A 19,459-nucleotide genomic window follows, 5' to 3' on the forward strand; every position below is an offset into this window, starting at 1 on the left:
CTATTTATAACCCGGATTTATCCGGACAACAATGTAAATAAATATAGAATTTTTCACATAACCTGTGGAAGGAATTGTAAAAGCCAGTAGTGATCCAGGTAAGAACACTGTCTGGTAACAATATATCAGATTGCAATTATTATATGTAAATTGTTTAGATGGAAATTACATCGGCAGTTCAGGGGCTTTCGCCGGTGCAGGTGAAGCAGAGCAGACTTTTACATGGCAGCAATATTACTCAAAGCGAGAAGCGTTCAGTTTTTGCGGATGTGCTTTGGGGTATTGTGAAGGAACCAATGTTCGTGTTATTGCTGATCACCTGTATCATTTATTTTGCTTTGGGGCAGTACCAGGATGGATTCATAATGCTAGCCGCCATCTGCCTGGTGAGTGGAATATCCATCTTCCAGGATTATCGCAGCGCCAATGCTGTTAAGGCCCTGAACAAACTGGCGGCTCCTCATGCAAAACTAATCCGCGAAGGAAAGCTGACCCAGGTCCCATCAGAAGAGATTGTGGTAGGAGATATTTTATTGCTGGAAGAGGGGATCATAATCCAGGCAGACGGAGAATTGATAGTGTCGAATGATCTTTCGATCAATGAGTCTGTGCTCACAGGTGAAGCTTTTTCCATTGCCAAATCGCCTGATAACGACAAGTTGGTGTACAAAGGTTCACTGGTCACTTCCGGGTCGGGCAAAGTGCTTGTAACTGCGGTAGGGCCGGCAACACGCTTTGGTAAGATAGGGGTATCCCTACAGGAGGTGACAGTTGAAAAAACTCCGCTCCAGCAACAGATCAGGCGTTTCGTGAAGCTGATGGTGATGGCGGGTATTGTTGCTTTTGTTATCGTGATCGGATTCAATTATAGTTTGTCGGGCAATCTCAATGCAGCTTTTTTGCAGGGCCTTACATTGGCAATGAGCATTCTGCCGGAAGAGATCCCGGTTGCATTTACAACATTTCTGGCGCTGGGTGCTTACCGTTTGTTGAAAAGGAAAGTGATTGTAAAGCAGCCTCAGTATGTTGAAACGCTGGGCACGGCTACCGTTATTTGCGTGGATAAAACAGGTACTCTTACACAGAATAAGATGAAGATAGTTGCCTTGTATGATGCAAAGGCAGACAATGAATTTGCGGTAAACGATAAAGAAGCGCCGCCTGCAGAATTATTGGAGTACGCCATGTGGTCCAGCGAAACCGCTCCTTTCGATCCAATGGAGAAAGCCATTCATGCCCTGTATGAAAGAACAACGGAAACTGATCTCCGGCGGACATTTACTCAGGTACATGAATATCCACTGAGTGGCGTTCCTCCCATGATGACGCATGTATTCAGGAATGATACGGAAAACAGGACGGTTATTGCTGTGAAAGGTGCACCCGAGGCCGTTTTGAGATGCAGTGATCTCGATGAAAAGAAAAGAAAATTTTACCTGGAGAAAAACAGGGAATATGCTGATAAAGGTTTCCGGGTGCTGGGAGTAGGTAAGGCTGATGGCATGTATGAATCCTGGCCGGAAAGCCAGGAGGACTTTACTTTTCAGTTTCTCGGCCTGCTTGTTTTTGAAGATCCCATCAAACCTGGAATTGCACAAACTATTCAATCATTCAGGAAGGCAGGCATCCAGGTGAAAATGATAACAGGAGATTATTCAGGAACAGCATTGGCAATTGCAGAACAGTCAGGTTTGGATACGGGAGGAGACATGCTCACCGGTGAAGAAGTAAAGAGCATGCCGATGGACACACTGCAGCAAAAGGTAAAGACCACTTCCATTTTTGTTAGAATGTTCCCGGAAGCCAAATTAAAGATTGTGAACGCGCTTAAGGCAAACGGTGAAATAGTAGCAATGACTGGAGATGGAGTAAATGATGCCCCGGCACTCAAGGCAGCTCATATTGGTATTGCAATGGGGAACCGTGGCAGTGAAGTGGCAAAGAGTGCAGCCTCATTGATCCTCGCAAACGATGAACTGGATGGCATGACAGATGCCATCGCTCTTGGAAGAAAGATCTATGATAATTTAAAGAAGGCCATCAGGTATATCATTTCGATCCATATCCCCATCATATTGATCGTAACGGTTCCCTTATTACTGCATTGGTCATTCACCGATATCTTCTTTCCCGTACATGTTATTTTTCTTGAGCTCATTATGGGACCTACCTGTTCTATCATCTATGAGAATGAACCGGTGGAAAAGGGGATCATGGATCAGCCGCCGAGAAAGATCAGTTATAGCTTCCTTACGTTCCGCCAATTGTTCCTGAGCATCCTGCAAGGATTAGCTATTACCATCGGATGCCTTGGCCTCGGATATCATTATCTGCAATCAGGGGAAGCGCCGGAAACCGTAAGAGCAGTGATCTTCATTACACTTCTTTTTTGTAATATCTTCCTCACCCAATTGAACAGGTCATTCTTTTATTCTGTTTTTCAAACTATCCGGTACAGGAATGTACTGGTGCCGATAGTAGTACTGGTCACTTTACTTTTTATTGTCTGCCTGCTGTATGTTCCTGTTGTAAGGGAGCTTTTTTCATTGAACAGGATATCGTCTCAAATGGTTTTTGTTTGCATGGTTGTGGCTTTGGTTTCTACCTTCTGGGTGGAGATTGTGAAACTATTTTTCAGAAAAAGCTAAGGAACGTCGTAGTTTGCAGGTAGCAAATCAACATTAAGGAATATTTACTTGACAACAGATCAAACATATACAGATCAGGATCTGCTTTACCAACTGCGTACCGGCGGTGAAGAAGGCTTTGAAATACTTTGGAGAAACTATTATAAACGTGTATTGTTTTTCTGTCGCCGGTATTTACCGGAATCTGAGGCCCAGGATATTACTACAGAAGTATTTGTTGCCCTTTGGAACCGTAGAAATGAATTGGATTCAACCGGAAAGATCTCAACTTACCTTTTTGTTGCTGCCAGGAACCGGTGCTACAATGCATTGCGTGATCATCACAGTCATACAAAACATCTGGAGAAATTTGCTGATCTCAAGGATTCCGATGATAATGAATTGTTCCTGGAAGAAGTTAGGGTACAATTGATCCAACTGATCAATGAGCAGGTAAATAAGTTACCGGCAAAAACGCGTCAGGTTTTTATTATGTCTTTCGAACAGGGATTAAAACCTTCAGAGATTGCAGAAAAGCTCGGTGTTAGTGTAAAGACAGTCAAGAATCAGAAAATTTCCGCCATAAAGTTGCTGAAATCAATCTTGCAGGACCATCCTCTTGGGGCAATCCTGGTTTTCCTTTTGGAAATGGAAGGCTTTTTCAACTAACCCCCATTAGTTATCGCCTTATCTTAATAAAGCTCACTCCTTATCGCTTGACAGTATTACGCTGGAATTGGTTTTTTCAGGTGCTTCAGGTCCATGCAGCTGATCTGCAGAAAAAAATAAATTATTTCCTGGTAAGTATTAGGACTTTTCTTCAGTGAATGTGTTCATCTTTCAATAACCATCTTATGATGTTCGATCCTTTATTGCTCGCAAAATTGCTACATGAACGCCTGACGGGGGAAATTTCCCCGGAGGACAGCGTCCGGCTGGAGGCCTGGCTGGAATTGTCGGCTGCAAACCGCCAGTTTGCAAAAGAGCTGGAAGATGAGCAGCGGCTTGGAGAACTGTTGAAAAGAGAAAGGGCCGATGAAGAAGAAGAGATTGAAATAAAATTGATGGAGCGGGCAAAATCTCAAATAGTGTTTTCAAAACCCGTGGTTCCAGTGAGATCTTCGGGCAATTTACTGATCAGGAAATGGTGGTGGGCCGCTGCCGCAGTGGTGATCCTGGCAGCAGGTTTATATTTCTGGCCATTGATTACAGAAACGGAAAAAGAGAAAATTGTTCAAAAGGAAGCTGTTGATATTACTCCTGGCAGGAGCGGCGCTATCTTAACGCTGGCCAATGGATCACAAATGAGCCTCGATTCCGTCCGGAATGGAATAGTAACCCTGGAGGGAGGAGCCACCGCCAAAGTGGTGGATGGAAAATTGATATACAATGAGAGTACGGACCGGATCACCTATAACACCATGAGCACTCCCAAAGGCAGGATCTTCCAGCTCACCTTGCCCGACGGTTCCAATGTGTGGCTGAACGCCGCCAGTTCTATCCGCTATCCGACTGCCTTTAAAGGAAACCAGCGCAGAGTGGAGATTAAAGGCGAGGCATACCTGGAAGTTGCCAGGAATCCACGAATGCCTTTTTATGTAGTGCTGGAAAACAATACAGAGTTGCAGGTATTGGGCACTTCCTTCAACGTGAATGCTTATACGAACGAAGAAAATATAAAGACCACACTCATTGAAGGATCAATAGAAGTTAAGCCGCCACAAGGTATTCCGAAACGCCTGATTCCCGGCGAGCAGGCGCAACTGGATGGTAATACTATCAGCGTGGTCAATGCTAATGTTGATCAGGTAATTGCCTGGAAGAACGGCGTGTTTGATTTTACAGGAAAGGAGTTGAAAGCCGCATTGAGGGAAGTGGCTAGATGGTATGATCTTGAAGTGGTGTATGAAGTAGAACCTGCTTCGGGTGAGATAGTAGGGAAGATGCAGATGAATCTCGCATTGTCACAAGTGATGAATATATTGAAAGGACTGGAGATTAACTACAGGATAGAAGGACGCAGATTGATCATAACAAAATAGCCCTGCTATTTAGAAAAAAAGGATCACGCTGTAATCGTGACCCTTTGGGCTCTGGTTAATTTTTATTTACATAAATGCTATTCCGATTCCAATTCAGACCTGGCCCGGTTTAGCAATGCACTAACCAAAACACATAGCGAAGTTATGAAATTAATTGCACCACCCGGCCCGGGCTGTGTACAGGGGGACTATTACCTTGAACGCAAGCTGGGACTGCTCTCCAAAACTTTCTTAGTTATGAAATTAACTATGATGCTGCTGACTGTTACTTTGTTTTCCTATGCCAGTGATGGACTATCCCAATCCATTACAGCCAACACCAGAAACTCAACCGTACAGGAAGTTATTTCACTTGTAGAAAAACAAACAAAACTTGTTTTTATCTACAAGAAGGAAATTTTAAAAGATGCCCCTAAAATTAGTTTGGTCGCCAATAATATGCCGGTGGAGCAATTCCTGGCACAAGCTTTCAGGGATCAGGCATTTACCTGGAGTATCGAAAGTCAAACAGTGGTTTTGATAAAAAAGACGAACAAAGATCCTGCGATGAATTTACCGGGGATCAGTATTGAGCCGCCAATTATTGTGCGTGGCCAGGTGGTGGACGAGTCAGGAAAACCGGTACTGGCAACTATTACTGTGAAGGGAACAAAGAAAGCTGTTAGTACTAATGAGAACGGTGAATTTGAAATTGCCGGTGTGAGTGAGCAGGCTACCCTGGTGATCTCCGGCGCTAACATCATCACTTTTGAAATAAAGGTAAATGGCCGTACCAATATTGCCACGGTTACAGCCCAGCTTAAAATAGCATTGATGGAAGATGTTGTTGTTAATACAGGATATCAGATGATCGCAAGGGAAAGGAGTGCGGGCTCTGCCGCCAGGGTAGACATGGCTACGGTAGCGAGCCGTTCAAGCAGCACGAATATCCTGCAAAGGCTCGATGGCCTGGTGCCTGGCTTGGTGGTCAACAATACGCCGGGAGGAGAGCCTTTGTTGATCCGTGGATTGACCTCCCTGAATTCAACAAGGTCTCCTTTGATAGTAGTGGACGGCGTTGAACTGCCTGCTAACAATACCAACGACGAATCCCTGCGCAATATCTTCAACAGCAGCAACCCCATTGCCAATATCAATCCGCAAGACATTGCAGAGATCAGTGTTCTTCGTGATGCTTCTGCTGCATCCATCTGGGGGGCAAAAGCTGCTAATGGGGTGATCGTGATCACCACCAAAAAAGGCAGGGCAGGACAAAAGCTGCGTGTAGAATATGATGGTTTTTATAATTTCCAGGGTAAGCCGGACCGTAGTTACATACCAACGATGAATAGTCAGCAATTCATTGCAACTGCAAAGGAATTGTTCCCTCAATATGTGCCTTACAACACCTGGAACACAGTGAAATCCCTTTCACCAGTTGCCCCGCATTTGCAGATCCAGTACAACCGCTACCGTGGCCTGATTTCACAGGAGCAGGCAGAGAGATCTCTTGACAGCCTCGCGGCCCTCGATAACCGTGGTGAAATTGAAGACCTGTTTTACCGCAATGCCGCTACCACCAACCATACATTGTCGCTGTCGGGAGGTGGACAGGCGTACAGTTTTTACGGATCGCTCAGCTACACCGGCATGCAAAGCAGTACGCCGGGAGAAAAGAACAACAGCTACAAAGTGAACCTCCGCCAGGATTTCAACTTTAGCAGGCGCCTGCAGTTCTCGTTGATAACTGATCTTACCAATACCGTAACCAGCGCAACCAACCTGGGTAACGGCATCTCAGATCCTGGTGTTTCGTTCGTTCCCTACCAGCATTTCCGCGATGCCAACGGGAATCCGCTGCCTGTAAATATCTTGGGTAATTACAGTGATTCACTCAGGATGGATTACGCGGCAAGAAGCCGTATTAACCTGGACTATGTGCCACTCAAAGAATTCAACAGCGCCCGTTCAAAAGGTTCAAACCTGTCTGGCAGGGTAGTTGGAAGTGCAAAGCTGGTGCTATTGAAAGGCCTCCGGTTCGAAGGCACTTACGGATACCAGACATTTTCAAGCAACAACAGAACTGTCTGGGATGAGCAAAGTTATACAGTACGCAATCAACTGCTGGGTTTTACACAGGCCCCGACCATGAACAGCACTCCCAGGTACTGGTTGCCGATGGATGGAGGCATGCTTACTGTCTACAACGCTTCCCAGAAAAACTGGACCGTGAGGAATCAATTCATCTTTGATCAGAACTGGCAGGAGCATCAGTTGACAGTGATGGCAGGGCAGGAAGCGACCAGTACAACGCCGCTTACATCAACTGCCACTTATTACGGATGGGATGATCAACTGCAGATCTCCCGCCCTGTGAATATCGATACACTGATGAAGGGCATAAGCGGAACAATACCGGGTGGGGTGAGAACCCTCCGCGACAATAATGTAGGGGGTGGAGAAGGCGCCATTGCAAGGACCACTTCGTACTATTCCACACTTGCCTACATGTTCCAGCGCAAATATGCACTGAATGCCAGCTGGAGGATAGATCAGAGCAACTTGTTCGGGTTGGCCAAATCCGCACAGAACAGGCCGGTTTATAGTGTCGGAGGAAAATGGATGCTCCACCGGGAAGAATTCATGAAGCAGTTTAACTGGCTTGACCGGCTGGACCTCCGCTTTACTTACGGTATAACCGGTAATGCGCCAAGACCCGCACAGGCCGCCTCTTTTGATATCCTGGAAGGCGTTGCCAATGTGAATTATGTTACAGGCGCTGGCTTGTCTGTCAGAACTCCCGGTAACGATAAACTTACCTGGGAAGGGACCACTGTTTATAATGCAGGGCTCGACTTCGCTGTAATGGGCGGCAGGTTGTATGGGGCCATCGACGCTTATGTGAAAAAAACAACAGACCTGATCGGGTCATTGCTCACCGCCCCTCTGACCGGTTATGCAACAGTGACGGGTAATTATGGTGATCTTGAAAACAAGGGGATAGAGATCAGCCTGAATTCGATCAATGTGAAATCACGTGACTTCTTCTGGAATACCAGCGTGAACATCGCTTACAACAAGAACAAAATAACACGCATGGCAACGGCCTCTGCTATCACTACCGGTACCGGAATGATCCTTGAAATGTTTGAAAGACCCTTCTTTGAAGGAAAGCCTGCCTATGCATCGTTTGCCTATAACTATGGGGGCCTTAACGGGTCCGGAGATCCGCAGATCATTCAGGCAGACGGCAAGCTGTTGTCTGACAAAAATGGTTCCAAGGCCGAAGATGTAATGCTGATGGGTACTTCCCAGCCAGTATGGACCGGCGGATTGTTCAATACATTCGAATACAAAGGATTTCAACTGGGCATCAATATCAGTTTCAACCTGGGGCATGTGCTTTTCAGGGACGTAAATACTTATTGGATGGAGCCTTTGTATTCAAATGCCATGCATCCTGAATTCGCCAACCGCTGGAGAGTGCCGGGAGATGAGAACAAGACCAATATTCCGAGGTACGCCTACAACAGCAGTATCGCTGAAGCGCGCAATACTACCTATTACCAATATGCGAATATCAATTCCTTCGATGCCTCCTATGCCAAGATCAGGGAGATCACGCTGGCCTACTCCTTACCCGATAATCTCGTAAGGCTTATCCATGCCGAAGGGTTGACATTCCGAGCGCAGGTTTCCAACCTGATGTTATGGAAGGCAAACGGACTGGGCATCGATCCGGAATTTCAGACGGCTGCCGGCGGCAGAATGATGCGTAATGGCCAGGGATCTTTCACCATTGGAGCTCATCTCACCCTTTAACCTAAACCAGCTTTACAGATTATGAAAACGCTATACAAAATATTGAAAGCTTTACCGGTTGTTTTGGTATTGTTGCAGGTTTCCTGTTCAAAGGATTTCCTGGAGATCGAGGCAAAAGGATCATTGATAGCTAAAAATACCAATGATTATGAACAATTGCTGAATGCAGTTGATCTCCAGATTTTCTATGCACCTTCCCTGTACCTGGGAGATGAAATGGCTGCACAGGCAAGTTATATGAGCGCAGCCGCCATCCGTACGCAACGTTTGTTCAGGTATGAGGACAGGGTGTATGATGAAGACCAGTTGCCGTCTGAGACCTGGCATATCAGCACCATTTATACGCTCAATAAAGTGATAAATGAAGTGATGCAGTCGCAGGGAAACGATGAGCAAAAGAAAAAGTCCCTGCTCGCAGAGGCTAAAGTGGGAAGGGCTCTCTGCCATCTGTATTTCCTGAGTGATTATTCAATGCCTTACAAGGCCGCCACGGCCGGCACTGATCCGGGGGTGCCTTTACTGACGAAGGCGGATGTAACGCAAACAACGTTTACGCGTGCCACCGTTCAGCAATCCTATGATTTCATCATCAATGACCTCACAACAGCATTGCCGGACCTGGGGCCACTTACACATCGCCGTAAGTTCTCCAAAGTGGCTGCCGAGTTCCTGCTGGGAAGGGTTTACCTGTACATGGCCAGGTTCACAGACGCCAGAACGCATATAGAACAGGCATTTGCGGAATTGAACAAGGCAGAGATTCCACTGGAGTTATATGATTACAATATCGTGCTGGACCCGAATGAAGATAAGACCTGGTACCCCGATTTCGGTTTTGGTCTTTCCAACAAACCCTTACCAGCGGTGAATACGGAAGTGATGTATAATCTCAGTATGAGCAGTTTTCAACTGCAGCAGGCCAATACATATGTATTCTCTCCAGAAACAGCAGAGCTGTATGATCCGGGTGATCTGAGGCTGGCCTTATACTCCAATTTTGAGATGTTCAATCCGGGATTTGTTTATCCCAAAGGGATGAGGCGTTATTCTGCCGCAATTTTTACCGGAATGGATGTAGGCCCGTCCTTACCTGACCTCTACCTGATGCGTGCTGAACTGAAGGCGAGGGCCAATGATCTTAGCGGTGCGGTTGCAGACCTTGAAACATTGCGGTCGAAAAGAATGCCTTCGAATATTGCTACTGTGCCTGCCGCTGCTGCTGCCAGCAAAGAAGCGCTTGTGCGTTTCATCCTGGAAGAGCGTATACGTGAATTTGCGATCTCAGGCATGAGGTGGATGGATATGCGCCGCCTGTCAGTGGATCCTGATTACAGCAATACAGTGAAATACACCCACCAACTCTATGATGATGCCGGCAATGTGGTGGAAACTTATACCCTCAGACCCGAAAGGTTCGCGCTGAAATTCGGAGAGCGTATGCTGGCAGAAAACAAAGGACTGGAGGAGAATCCCTAAAATGTAATACCGGAATGAATAAACTAATCATTACAGTTGCAGCGGACAAACTTTCAGAATTATTGAACCAGCACTGAAATCCCCTTTTAAAAAAATATATCAGAAATATGAAAAAGATCATCCTGCTATTGTTGATCTCAGGTTCAGCCTGGGCGCAACAGCCTACAATGAACAAAAACAATTTCGAGGATTTCATCCTGATAGAAAAGGTGGAAGACCAGGAGAAATTCTATAATGAAATGCTTAAACAGTTACCGGCCGGGAAAAAAACGCCGGCTGCAACGAACGATTACCGTGGCGAACTGGCTTACGGATGGCTGGCCAAAGGAAATGTAGAGCGTTACAATTATTACAAGGCCACTGCTCCGAAGTTCAACCCGCGTCAGTTCCTTTATTTGTGCTATACGCTTGAAAACATGTTCGACAGCAGGAAGCAATATACTGCAGTGGAAAAGATCACCAGGGAGATCCTGGATGAATTCGATAAAGGTACTATGAAGGACCCAATCGGCAGATCGGAAATCCTGGTGGAACTGAACGCCGCTGCCAATGCCAGGTTAGGCAATAACGCTGCTGCCGGAAAAATGATGGCCAGGCTGAATGGGAAGAAGAGCGAAACCCGGGATATGAAATATTTCAAGGATTCCAAATCAAATTATTACAATCGCTATGCGATAGTAATGACAGCAGCAGGTCAGCATCAGACTGCCTTCGATACCTTGACCAAAGCGTTCAGGGAAGCGGATTCCAATCCTTATATGATAAGTACGTTCAGGGAAGTGTATAAGAAAGTGAAGGGTACTGAAAAGGGCTTCGATCAATATATCAAAGGCCTGCAAAAAGAAGCTTACGCGAAATGTTATAAGGAGGTGGAAGCTTTGTACCTGTCCAAAGACAGTACAACACTCGAAGGTACTTTAGTACCTGTGGGCGGCAACGGTAAGCCGATGACCCTTTTTCAGGCGAAGAAACCTGTAAAAGAAATATCGTTACTGGACCTAGATGGTAAAACTGTGAATCTTGGCGATTACCAGGGGAAGATCCTTGTGGTAGATTTCTGGACCACTTTATGTACGCCCTGCGTTGCGGCATTCAGTGGATTCGAGAAGGTGGTATCTGATTACAACAAGGATGCTTTCCAGTTGTTTGTGATCAATCTGTTCGAGGACCAACCCACCGTCAGGTCTTACGTGGCTAAAAAAGGCATTACCCTGGATGTGTTACGCGATGAAGAGAACGCGGCTTATGATGTTCAGGGAACGCCCACCAAAATAGTGTTTGATCCAATTGGCAATATAAGATTCTACAGTGCTGGCTATGCAGGGTCTACAGACAGGGAATACTATAAATTGAAAGCGATGGTGGAAATTACAAAAGCGCGTGCAGCGGCAAGCACCACTGCGCTGAATAAATAGACTCCCATATCCTTATCAACAAAGGCAAACTTTACAAATGAAAAAACTTTTTTTTGCCGCTTTACTGTTTGGTTCGATACATGTAATGGGGCAGCAAGGCCGGAATGAAAATAAAAGGTTGGAAGCTTTACAAAAGGAAACCAACCAGGCTGCCCTCAAAAAGAAAATAAAGGACCTGGAAAATGGTGCCCTGGAAGACCTGGACCTGCTACTCCAGTATTATAAAAAAGATCCTGTGAAAAAAGCAGCGGTAGTAAAGCTGCTCAATAAAAAATACCCGGAAAGCCAAAGTGCAAAATTTGCCAGGATGACTTTGTTTCTCGATGTAAAGGGAGGTCCTGAAAAAACAGAGGAGCTCCTTCAAACGATGCTGCAGGATTACCCGGGTGTTAATCTTGATTTGGAAAGGAACCTGGTAGCGCTTGCTTATGCTGAAATTCCTGATACGGCTAAGTCCATGAATTATATCAATGCTATCCAGGATCCGGTATACAAGGTTAGCGCCATATCGATGATGACCGAGCTCCTTGCTCCGCTGGATAAAGATATGACGCTTGCCATTGCTTCCAGAGGAATGGAAGAAGCAAATAAGATCAAGGGCCAGACATCGCAAAGTGTTCCCCTAAAGCTGGATCCCAAACAGGTATATTATGATTATACCGGTATGTATGGCAAACTCCTTTTCAATGCAGGAAAAAATGAAGAAGCCTACAAGTATGTCACAGAGGCTTATAACAATATCAGGAACAAGGATGGAGAGCTTGTTGAAACCTATGCTTTCTTGTCTGCCCTGAAAGGAGAATATGAAGAAGCATTACCTGTATTGGCGAAGGCGGTGAAGGATGGCAAGCATGAGAAAAAGTATATCGACCTGGTAAGGGCCGGATATGAAAAACTGAATCCAGGAAAGGATGTGGATGCCTATATCGCGTCTTTACAGGAAGCGTTTACCGGTAAGATCAAAGCCGAAATCAAAAAGCAGATGATCAATGAAACTGCACCTGATTTTACTGTTACAGATGTGAACGGTAAGAAAGTTACATTGGCAGATTTCAAAGGAAAAACAATTGTGATCGATTTTTGGGCTACATGGTGCGGTCCATGTGTGGCTTCATTCCCCGCTATGCAAATGGCCGCCAACAGGTATGCAAATGATCCCGGTGTGAAATTTCTTTTCATTCATACCTGGGAGAACGTAGCAGATCCTCTGGCCGATGCTATGCAATTCCTGGAAAAACGAAACTATGCATTCGATCTGTACATGGATCCCAGAAACCCGGCAACAAAGCATAGTCCGGCTGCCGATGCTTTCAAGGTGAAAGGTATCCCTGCCAAATTCATCATCGATGGCAATGGCAAGGTGCGATTCAAACTGGAAGGATTTAGTGGAAGCCAGGAATCTGCCGCGGAAGAAGTGGTTCAAATGGTTGAGATGGCGCGCAAAGGCGCCTGAACGATCTTAAAATAAGTAATATGAGATCAGTCATTTTTTTATTGATGTTGAGTTTGATCACAGCAAGGGTGAGTGCGCAGGCTAACCATCCTGTTACCTGGAAGTTCGATTGTGTAAAAGTTGGCGCACTGACCTACAAGGTGCAATTTCATGCCGCTGTAAAAGAACCTTTCCATATTTATCCGATGCAGTCGTCCGGTGGTGGATTAGGAATGCCAACCGAATTCATTTTTGAAGATGATGAGAATATTGAACTGACAGGTGACATGGAAGAGCGGGGTGTTGATGCTGCTGTCGGTGATGTTGCCCATTACGCCGTAGGCGCCACATTTACACAAACGATCAGGTTGAGATCAGACAAGAAAACAACGCTTCGGTTCCGGATCAAATATATGGCGTGTACGGATTCGTATTGTCTTCCTCCATCTTCAAAGAAATTTACGTTTGATATCAGTGAGCAGGGAGGCGTTAATACAGAAAGTGAAGGAGAAAAGGGGAATCAGGAGAAAACTCAAGATCCGGTCACCTGGGTGTATGAGGATTTTGTGATGCAGGATACTGCCCGCAGTAATGTTTCTTCCCGGGAGATCACGCTGAAAAGCAGGTATACATTTATCGACTTCTGGGCAAGCTGGTGTGGCCCATGCAGAGCGCAGGGACGCCACCTGGTTCCGGTGTATAAGCAGTACAGGCAGAAAGGGTTTGAAGTGATCGGAATATCATTGGATACAGATGCCAAAGCCTGGAAAAAGGCGATACTGGCTGATGGATATCCCTGGACAAATCTCAGTGACCTGAAGGGCTTTGAATCACCGGTAAGTAAGAAGTATGGCATTACGGAAATTCCCCGAAATTTTTTGATCGATTCAAGTGGTGTTATTGTTGCGAAAGATTTGCATGGAAAAGAGTTGGAGAGAAAATTAGCGGAACTGTTGGATAAGTAGGTGAAGTTTTGATAATTATTTTTGGAAGTCACGGCAAAAGATTGCTGATGTAATTGAATAAAAAAAGGGAATTCATTTGAACTCCCTTTTTTTATTGTCCGCACGGAGGGACTCGAACCCCCACGGATCGCTCCACCAGATCCTAAGTCTGGCGCGGCTACCAATTACGCCACGTGCGGAAAAATTCCCTAAATTCCATCTTAACAAACACTCCTAACCGTTTCAGGGACAGCAAATGTAGGAGATTTGACCCAGAACTGGAAAAACAGTTCTTAATTCGTAAATTCGTACGTTATGGCAACCACAGCAGCGATACCGAAGTATAACCTCAATGACGACCAGGAAAAGAAGCTGATCCTGCGTGAATACCGTGCCTTGCTAAGAGCCCTCAAGCCCAAACTCAAGCCCGGCGATAAAGAACTTTTGCGTCACGCTTTTGAAATGGCCGCCGATGCCCACAAGACCATGCGCCGCAAAAGCGGGGAGCCCTATATCCTCCACCCGCTGGCTGTTGCCCGCATCTGCGTGGAAGAGATCGGTCTCGGCGTTCGCTCCACCATCTGTGCCCTCCTGCACGATACCGTTGAAGATACAGACATCACTCTCGAAGATATAGAACGGGAATTCGGTGGCGAGATCGCCCGCATCGTTGACGGGCTCACCAAGATCTCCACCGTTATCGATGTGAATGCTTCACAACAGGCAGAGAACTTCAAGAAGATCCTGCTCACCCTCACTGATGATCCCCGCGTGATCCTTATCAAGCTCTCCGATCGTCTGCACAATATGCGCACGCTCGATAGCATGAAACGCGAGAAGCAGCTCAAGATCGCTTCTGAAACCGTTTATGTGTATGCGCCACTCGCACACCGGATGGGCCTCTACACCATCAAAACGGAAATGGAAGACCTGAGCATGAAATACCTGGAGCCCGAAGCCTACAGGGAAATCGCCAGGAAGCTCGCTGAAACAAAAAGAGAACGCAGCAGATACATCAACGAATTCATCAAACCGATCAAGGAAAAACTCGATCTCACCAATTTTGAATTCGAGATCTACGGCCGGCCTAAAAGCATCCACTCCATCTGGAACAAGATGAAGAAGAAAGCTGTGGAGTTTGAAGAAGTGTATGATCTCTTCGCCATTCGTGTGATCCTCAACGTTCCCCAGGAGAAAGAAAAAGAAGCCTGCTGGAAAGTGTATTCTTTTATCACCGATGAATATACGCCGGCGCCGGAAAGATTGCGCGACTGGCTCTCCAATCCCAAATCAAACGGTTACGAAGCCCTGCATACTACCGTGATGGGCCCACAGGGAAAATGGGTGGAAGTGCAGATCCGCACCAAGCGCATGAATGAGATCGCGGAGAAAGGTCTTGCCGCCCACTGGAAATACAAAGAAGGAGCAACCGATGAAAGCCGCTTCGATAAATGGTTCCAGCAGATCCGGGAAGTACTCAACGATAAAGACAATGACAGCATCGACTTCCTCCAGGATTTCAAAACCAGTTTCCTGGCCGAAGAAATATATGTATACACACCAAAAGGTGATGTGAAAATGTTACCCGTCAACTCCACCGCACTGGATTTCGCTTTTGCGATTCACAGTATGGTGGGATCACAGTGTATCGGCGCCAAAGTGAACCACAAGCTTGTGCCCATCAGCCACAAGCTGCGAAGCGGGGACCAGGTGGAGATCATCACTTCCGCCAAACAAAAGCCAAATGACGACTGGCTGAAAATTGTAGTTACTGCAAAAGCCAGGAGCAAGGTCAAGGATGCACTGAAAGAGGAAAAAAGAAAAGTGGCTGATGAAGGTAAATACACGCTTCAAAGGAAACTGGAACATATTGGCGCGGCATTCAATCAGCACAATGCCGATGTGCTCACTGCATTTTATAAACTGGCATCGCCGCTGGACCTCTATTACCAGATCTCAATCAAAGGCATCGATCTGAAAGAGCTGGCAGACTTCCAGGTGTTGGGGGATAAACTGGAACCACCCAGGCCCAAGCCAGTGGAACATAAGCAGGAAACCAGTACTGCACCTGCAAAGAACAGTAAGGAAACAGAACTGATCATCTTCGGAGAAAGCAGCGATAAGATCGTATACACGCTCGCCAATTGCTGTAAGCCCATTCCGGGTGACGACGTATTCGGTTTTGTAACTACCGGTAAAGGTCTTACCATCCACCGCACCAATTGCCCGAATGCCACCAAGCTGCTCAGCAACTATGGCCATCGCATCGTAAAAACAAAATGGGCGAAGAATAAAGAGATTTCTTTCCTCACTGGTCTCAAGATCGTGGGACTGGATGATGTGGGCGTGATCCATAAGATCACCAACCTCATCTCCGGGGAAATGAAGATCAATATCGCTGCCATGACCATCGAAGCAAAGGATGGCCTCTTCCACGGAAATGTAAGAGTGTTTGTGCACGACAAAGAAGAACTGGAAGAACTGGTAGACCGGCTCAAGAAATTGCCTGGCATCGAAACGGTTGACAGGTACGATACTGAAGCTTGACGGAACTCAATTTAGATGCTGGTCCCCCCTTCAGCATTTCTTCATCTTTTAATACCTGTTGAATGCACCTTTTTTAAGGTGCATTTTTTCTTGCCTGAGCTGTTGCATCCCATGTATGAGTAGAGGACGAATTGATTGCTGTAGCTGTCTTTATGTGAACTGTTTTTCAAATTCAATTAAAAACGAAAAGTACACCAACATGAGACATCTGCTCAAACATGCAGTGCTTGCCTTCATTTGTGTAGCGCTACCGGCAGTGCTATTGGCACAGGTCAGCGTATCAGGTACTGTAACGGATGCAAAGAACAATCCGTTGCAAGGCGTATCTGTCAGGGTAAAAAACTCGAATATCGGAACCTCAACGGATGCTTCCGGCAGGTTCCTCCTTACAGTTCCGAAAACAGGAGTTACCCTGGAACTCTCTTCCGTAGGTTACAAAACAAAAACATTACAGGCCAGTGACAACAGCCCCATCAGCATCGCCATGGAAGAGGATGCAGGCAGGCTGGATGAAGTAGTGGTAACAGGTCTGGCCACCAGTGTTAAGAGAAGGAATCTTGCCAATGCAGTAGTAAGTATTTCCAGCAAGGAGCTTACGGGCACTGCTCCGGCGCAGACCTTCGATGCTGCCCTGAATGGTAAAGTTCCGGGCGCATTGATCAATGCCAACTCCGGCGCGCCTGGCGGCGGCATCTCTGTGAAGCTGCGCGGCGTAACATCTGTTTTCGGCAATACACAACCGCTTTTTGTGGTGGATGGTGTATTTATAGATAACTCGTCTGTTACAGCCGGCCTGAGCGCCGTTACAGGAGCTGTACCGGGCGCCATCACTTCCACACAGGACAATCCATCCAACCGCGTGGCTGATATCCGCGCAGAGGATATCGAGAACATTGAAATCCTCAAAGGCGCTTCTGCTGCTGCCATCTATGGTTCCAAAGCGGCTGCAGGCGTAGTGATCATCACTACCAAAAGAGGAAAAACAGGAAAAACGAAATTCTCTTTTTCCCAGGACCTCGGATTTCTGCAGGCTACTAAACTGTTAGGGCAGCGGGAATGGAATGAATCCAGGGCTGAGGCTCTTGGTGGCAGGGATATTCCGGATAATGCTGAGGCACGCGCCGCCAGGAAGGCTGAATATATTGCAGCCCGTGATGCAGGTAAGATCTATGATTATGAAGAAGAGATGTATGGTGAAACCGGATTCACCCGCAATACTGTGGCAAGCCTTGTTGGTGGGAACGAAAAAACCAGCTTCTATATTTCCGGTGGCCTGAAAGATGAACAGGGCATCGTAAAAAGAACAGGTTACGGCAGTAAAACAATCCGGCTGAATGTAGACCACCGTCTTACAGACAATATCAAGGTTAGCGTTTCTTCCACCTATCTCAATACGCATGCAGATCGCGGCTTTTCCAATAACGATAATAACACCGTAACGCATGGCGTGGTGCTGCTCAAAACACCCAACTTCACAGAGCTCCATAAGAACGATTTGGGTATATACCCTAATAACAACTATGCATCATCGAACCCATTGCATACGAGGGAAGTGATGTCGAATGCTGAAGATGTAAGCCGTTTTATGACAGGGGTTAACCTGGATGCCATCCTGCAGAAATCACAAACCTCTACTACCAGATTTATCGGAAGAGGTGGATTCGATTATTACACACTCGGCACTTTTGCATTCTTTCCCGGTGATCTCCAGTTTCAAAACGCGGCGAGGGGTACATCCCTGCAGGGAACTACCAGGAGCCTGAACCATAATATCATCCTCTCTTTCGTTAATGCTTATACGCCTTCCGATAATTTCAGCCTGACCAGTTCTGCAGGTCTGACGCAGGAGAACAAAGACTATAATAATATCCTCATCCAGGCTACCAGGCTTGTAGGCGGACAAACCAACGTTAACCAGTCAGGTGCAATGACATCATTCCAATTGCGCGATAAGTTCCAGGACAATGGTTTTTTCCTTCAGGAAGAAGCCACCATCATGGATGCCGTTACGCTCACTGGTGGTATCCGTTTAGACCGCTCTACCAATAACGGAGATGCCAAAAAATTGTATTTCTACCCCAAAGCCGGATTATCGTGGAACCTTACCAGAATGGATTTCTGGAAGATCGGTTTCTTTGATAATCTCAAGGTCCGCGCGGCTTATGGGCAGGCAGGTAACTTCCCTGCTTTTGGCAGCAAGTTCACGTTGATGTCTATTGCCAACACAGGTGGTAATACCGGGCTGCTTCCTTCCACTTTACGTGGTAGAAAGGATATAGCTCCTGAAAGGACTTCTGAGCTGGAAGCAGGAGTGGATGTAAGCGTGTTGGGTGGAAAGCTTAACCTGGAGTTTTCCTGGTATGATAAAAGAATTAACGACTTCCTTTTACAACGTCCTTTAGCGGGTTCCAGCGGTTTCTCCTCTGAGTTCCTGAATGCAGGAAACCTGCGCAACCGTGGTGTGGAAATCAGCCTGAATGCTCAACCTGTTTCCAACAGGAATATCAAATGGAATACTACTGTGAACTTCTGGCGTAACCGTTCAGAGGTTACCAAACTGTTGATTGCCCCTGTAGTTCTGGGTGCATTTGGAACCGGTTTGGGGAGCTTCAGGATTGAAGAAGGAAAACCTGCAACTCAGATCGTAGGCAATATGGGGAGAGGCGTTCCTGCACGTGCTGTTGGCGATGCAGAACCAGACTTCCAAATGAATTTCTGGAATGAGCTCACTTTCAGGAAGAACTTTTCATTCCGCTTCCTGCTTCACTGGAAAAAAGGTGGCCACAATATCAACCTGAGTGAATATCTCTCAGATCTGGCCGGCATTTCAGCCGATTATGACGATGCTGAAAAAGAAGGTCAGTCCAAAGGCCCTGCCCGGCTGGCAAGAATGGAAGGCGGTTTTGCCGATACCTATGTTCAGGAGGCCGGTTATGTTCGTCTTCGTGAAGTTGCTTTGTACTATACTTTCAGCAAGCTACCCACTACTGTGATCAAAGGATTAAGGATTGGCGTATCTGCCAACAACTTCCTCACCTTCACAAAGTACAGGGGGTATGATCCTGAGGTTTCCAACTTCGGAGCAGGATTCTCTACCAATGTGGACGTTGCTCCATTCCCTGCTTCTAAACGCGCTTCATTCCATATTTCTGTTGACTTTTAATTGAAAAAATGA

The 19,459-nt window shown here is 46.3% G+C and carries 10 protein-coding genes and 1 tRNA gene; 10 read left to right on the plus strand and 1 reads right to left on the minus strand.

Annotated elements, in window-relative coordinates:
* Window positions 1-158: 158 nt before the first annotated feature.
* The 8 genes from D9Y29_RS18300 to D9Y29_RS18335 all read left to right on the plus strand — a co-directional run bounded on the left by D9Y29_RS18300 (window position 159) and on the right by D9Y29_RS18335 (window position 13,758).
* Window positions 159-2,648 (plus strand): cation-translocating P-type ATPase, encoded by a 2,490-nt coding sequence (locus tag D9Y29_RS18300; protein WP_127130899.1) that lies wholly within the window; start codon window positions 159-161, stop codon window positions 2,646-2,648.
* Window positions 2,649-2,696: 48 nt separating this feature from the next.
* Window positions 2,697-3,296, plus strand: coding sequence for an RNA polymerase sigma-70 factor (locus tag D9Y29_RS18305; protein WP_164735469.1), 600 nt, complete (start codon window positions 2,697-2,699; stop codon window positions 3,294-3,296).
* A 185-nt stretch (window positions 3,297-3,481) separates the two neighbouring features.
* On the plus strand, window positions 3,482-4,669 hold the full coding sequence (locus D9Y29_RS18310) for a FecR family protein (RefSeq protein WP_164735470.1): 1,188 nt from the start codon (window positions 3,482-3,484) through the stop codon (window positions 4,667-4,669).
* 237 nt (window positions 4,670-4,906) lie between these two features.
* Window positions 4,907-8,470, plus strand: coding sequence for a SusC/RagA family TonB-linked outer membrane protein (locus D9Y29_RS18315; protein ID WP_164735471.1), 3,564 nt, complete (start codon window positions 4,907-4,909; stop codon window positions 8,468-8,470).
* Between the two features lie 21 nt (window positions 8,471-8,491).
* Window positions 8,492-9,946: a RagB/SusD family nutrient uptake outer membrane protein gene (locus D9Y29_RS18320; protein WP_127130907.1), complete on the plus strand. Its 1,455-nt coding sequence runs from the start codon at window positions 8,492-8,494 to the stop codon at window positions 9,944-9,946.
* Window positions 9,947-10,053: 107 nt separating this feature from the next.
* Window positions 10,054-11,361, plus strand: coding sequence for a TlpA family protein disulfide reductase (locus D9Y29_RS18325; RefSeq protein WP_127130909.1), 1,308 nt, complete (start codon window positions 10,054-10,056; stop codon window positions 11,359-11,361).
* A gap of 37 nt (window positions 11,362-11,398) precedes the next feature.
* Window positions 11,399-12,814 (plus strand): TlpA disulfide reductase family protein, encoded by a 1,416-nt coding sequence (locus D9Y29_RS18330; RefSeq protein WP_127130911.1) that lies wholly within the window; start codon window positions 11,399-11,401, stop codon window positions 12,812-12,814.
* A 20-nt stretch (window positions 12,815-12,834) separates the two neighbouring features.
* Window positions 12,835-13,758 carry a peroxiredoxin family protein gene (locus D9Y29_RS18335; protein ID WP_127130913.1) on the plus strand — a complete coding sequence of 308 codons (924 nt, stop codon included), beginning with the start codon at window positions 12,835-12,837 and terminating at the stop codon, window positions 13,756-13,758.
* A gap of 97 nt (window positions 13,759-13,855) precedes the next feature.
* On the opposite strand, the gene D9Y29_RS18340 is transcribed toward D9Y29_RS18335, so the two are convergent.
* Window positions 13,856-13,937, minus strand: a tRNA-Leu gene (locus D9Y29_RS18340).
* A gap of 115 nt (window positions 13,938-14,052) precedes the next feature.
* Between D9Y29_RS18340 and D9Y29_RS18345 the strand changes: the two genes are divergently transcribed.
* Window positions 14,053-16,284 (plus strand): RelA/SpoT family protein, encoded by a 2,232-nt coding sequence (locus D9Y29_RS18345; protein WP_127130915.1) that lies wholly within the window; start codon window positions 14,053-14,055, stop codon window positions 16,282-16,284.
* A 199-nt stretch (window positions 16,285-16,483) separates the two neighbouring features.
* Window positions 16,484-19,447, plus strand: a complete 2,964-nt coding sequence (locus tag D9Y29_RS18350) for a SusC/RagA family TonB-linked outer membrane protein (RefSeq protein ID WP_127130917.1) — start codon at window positions 16,484-16,486, stop codon at window positions 19,445-19,447.
* Window positions 19,448-19,459: the final 12 nt, after the last annotated feature.

The organism is Pseudoflavitalea rhizosphaerae (genome assembly GCF_003991355.1).
Classification (GTDB): domain Bacteria; phylum Bacteroidota; class Bacteroidia; order Chitinophagales; family Chitinophagaceae; genus Pseudobacter; species Pseudobacter rhizosphaerae.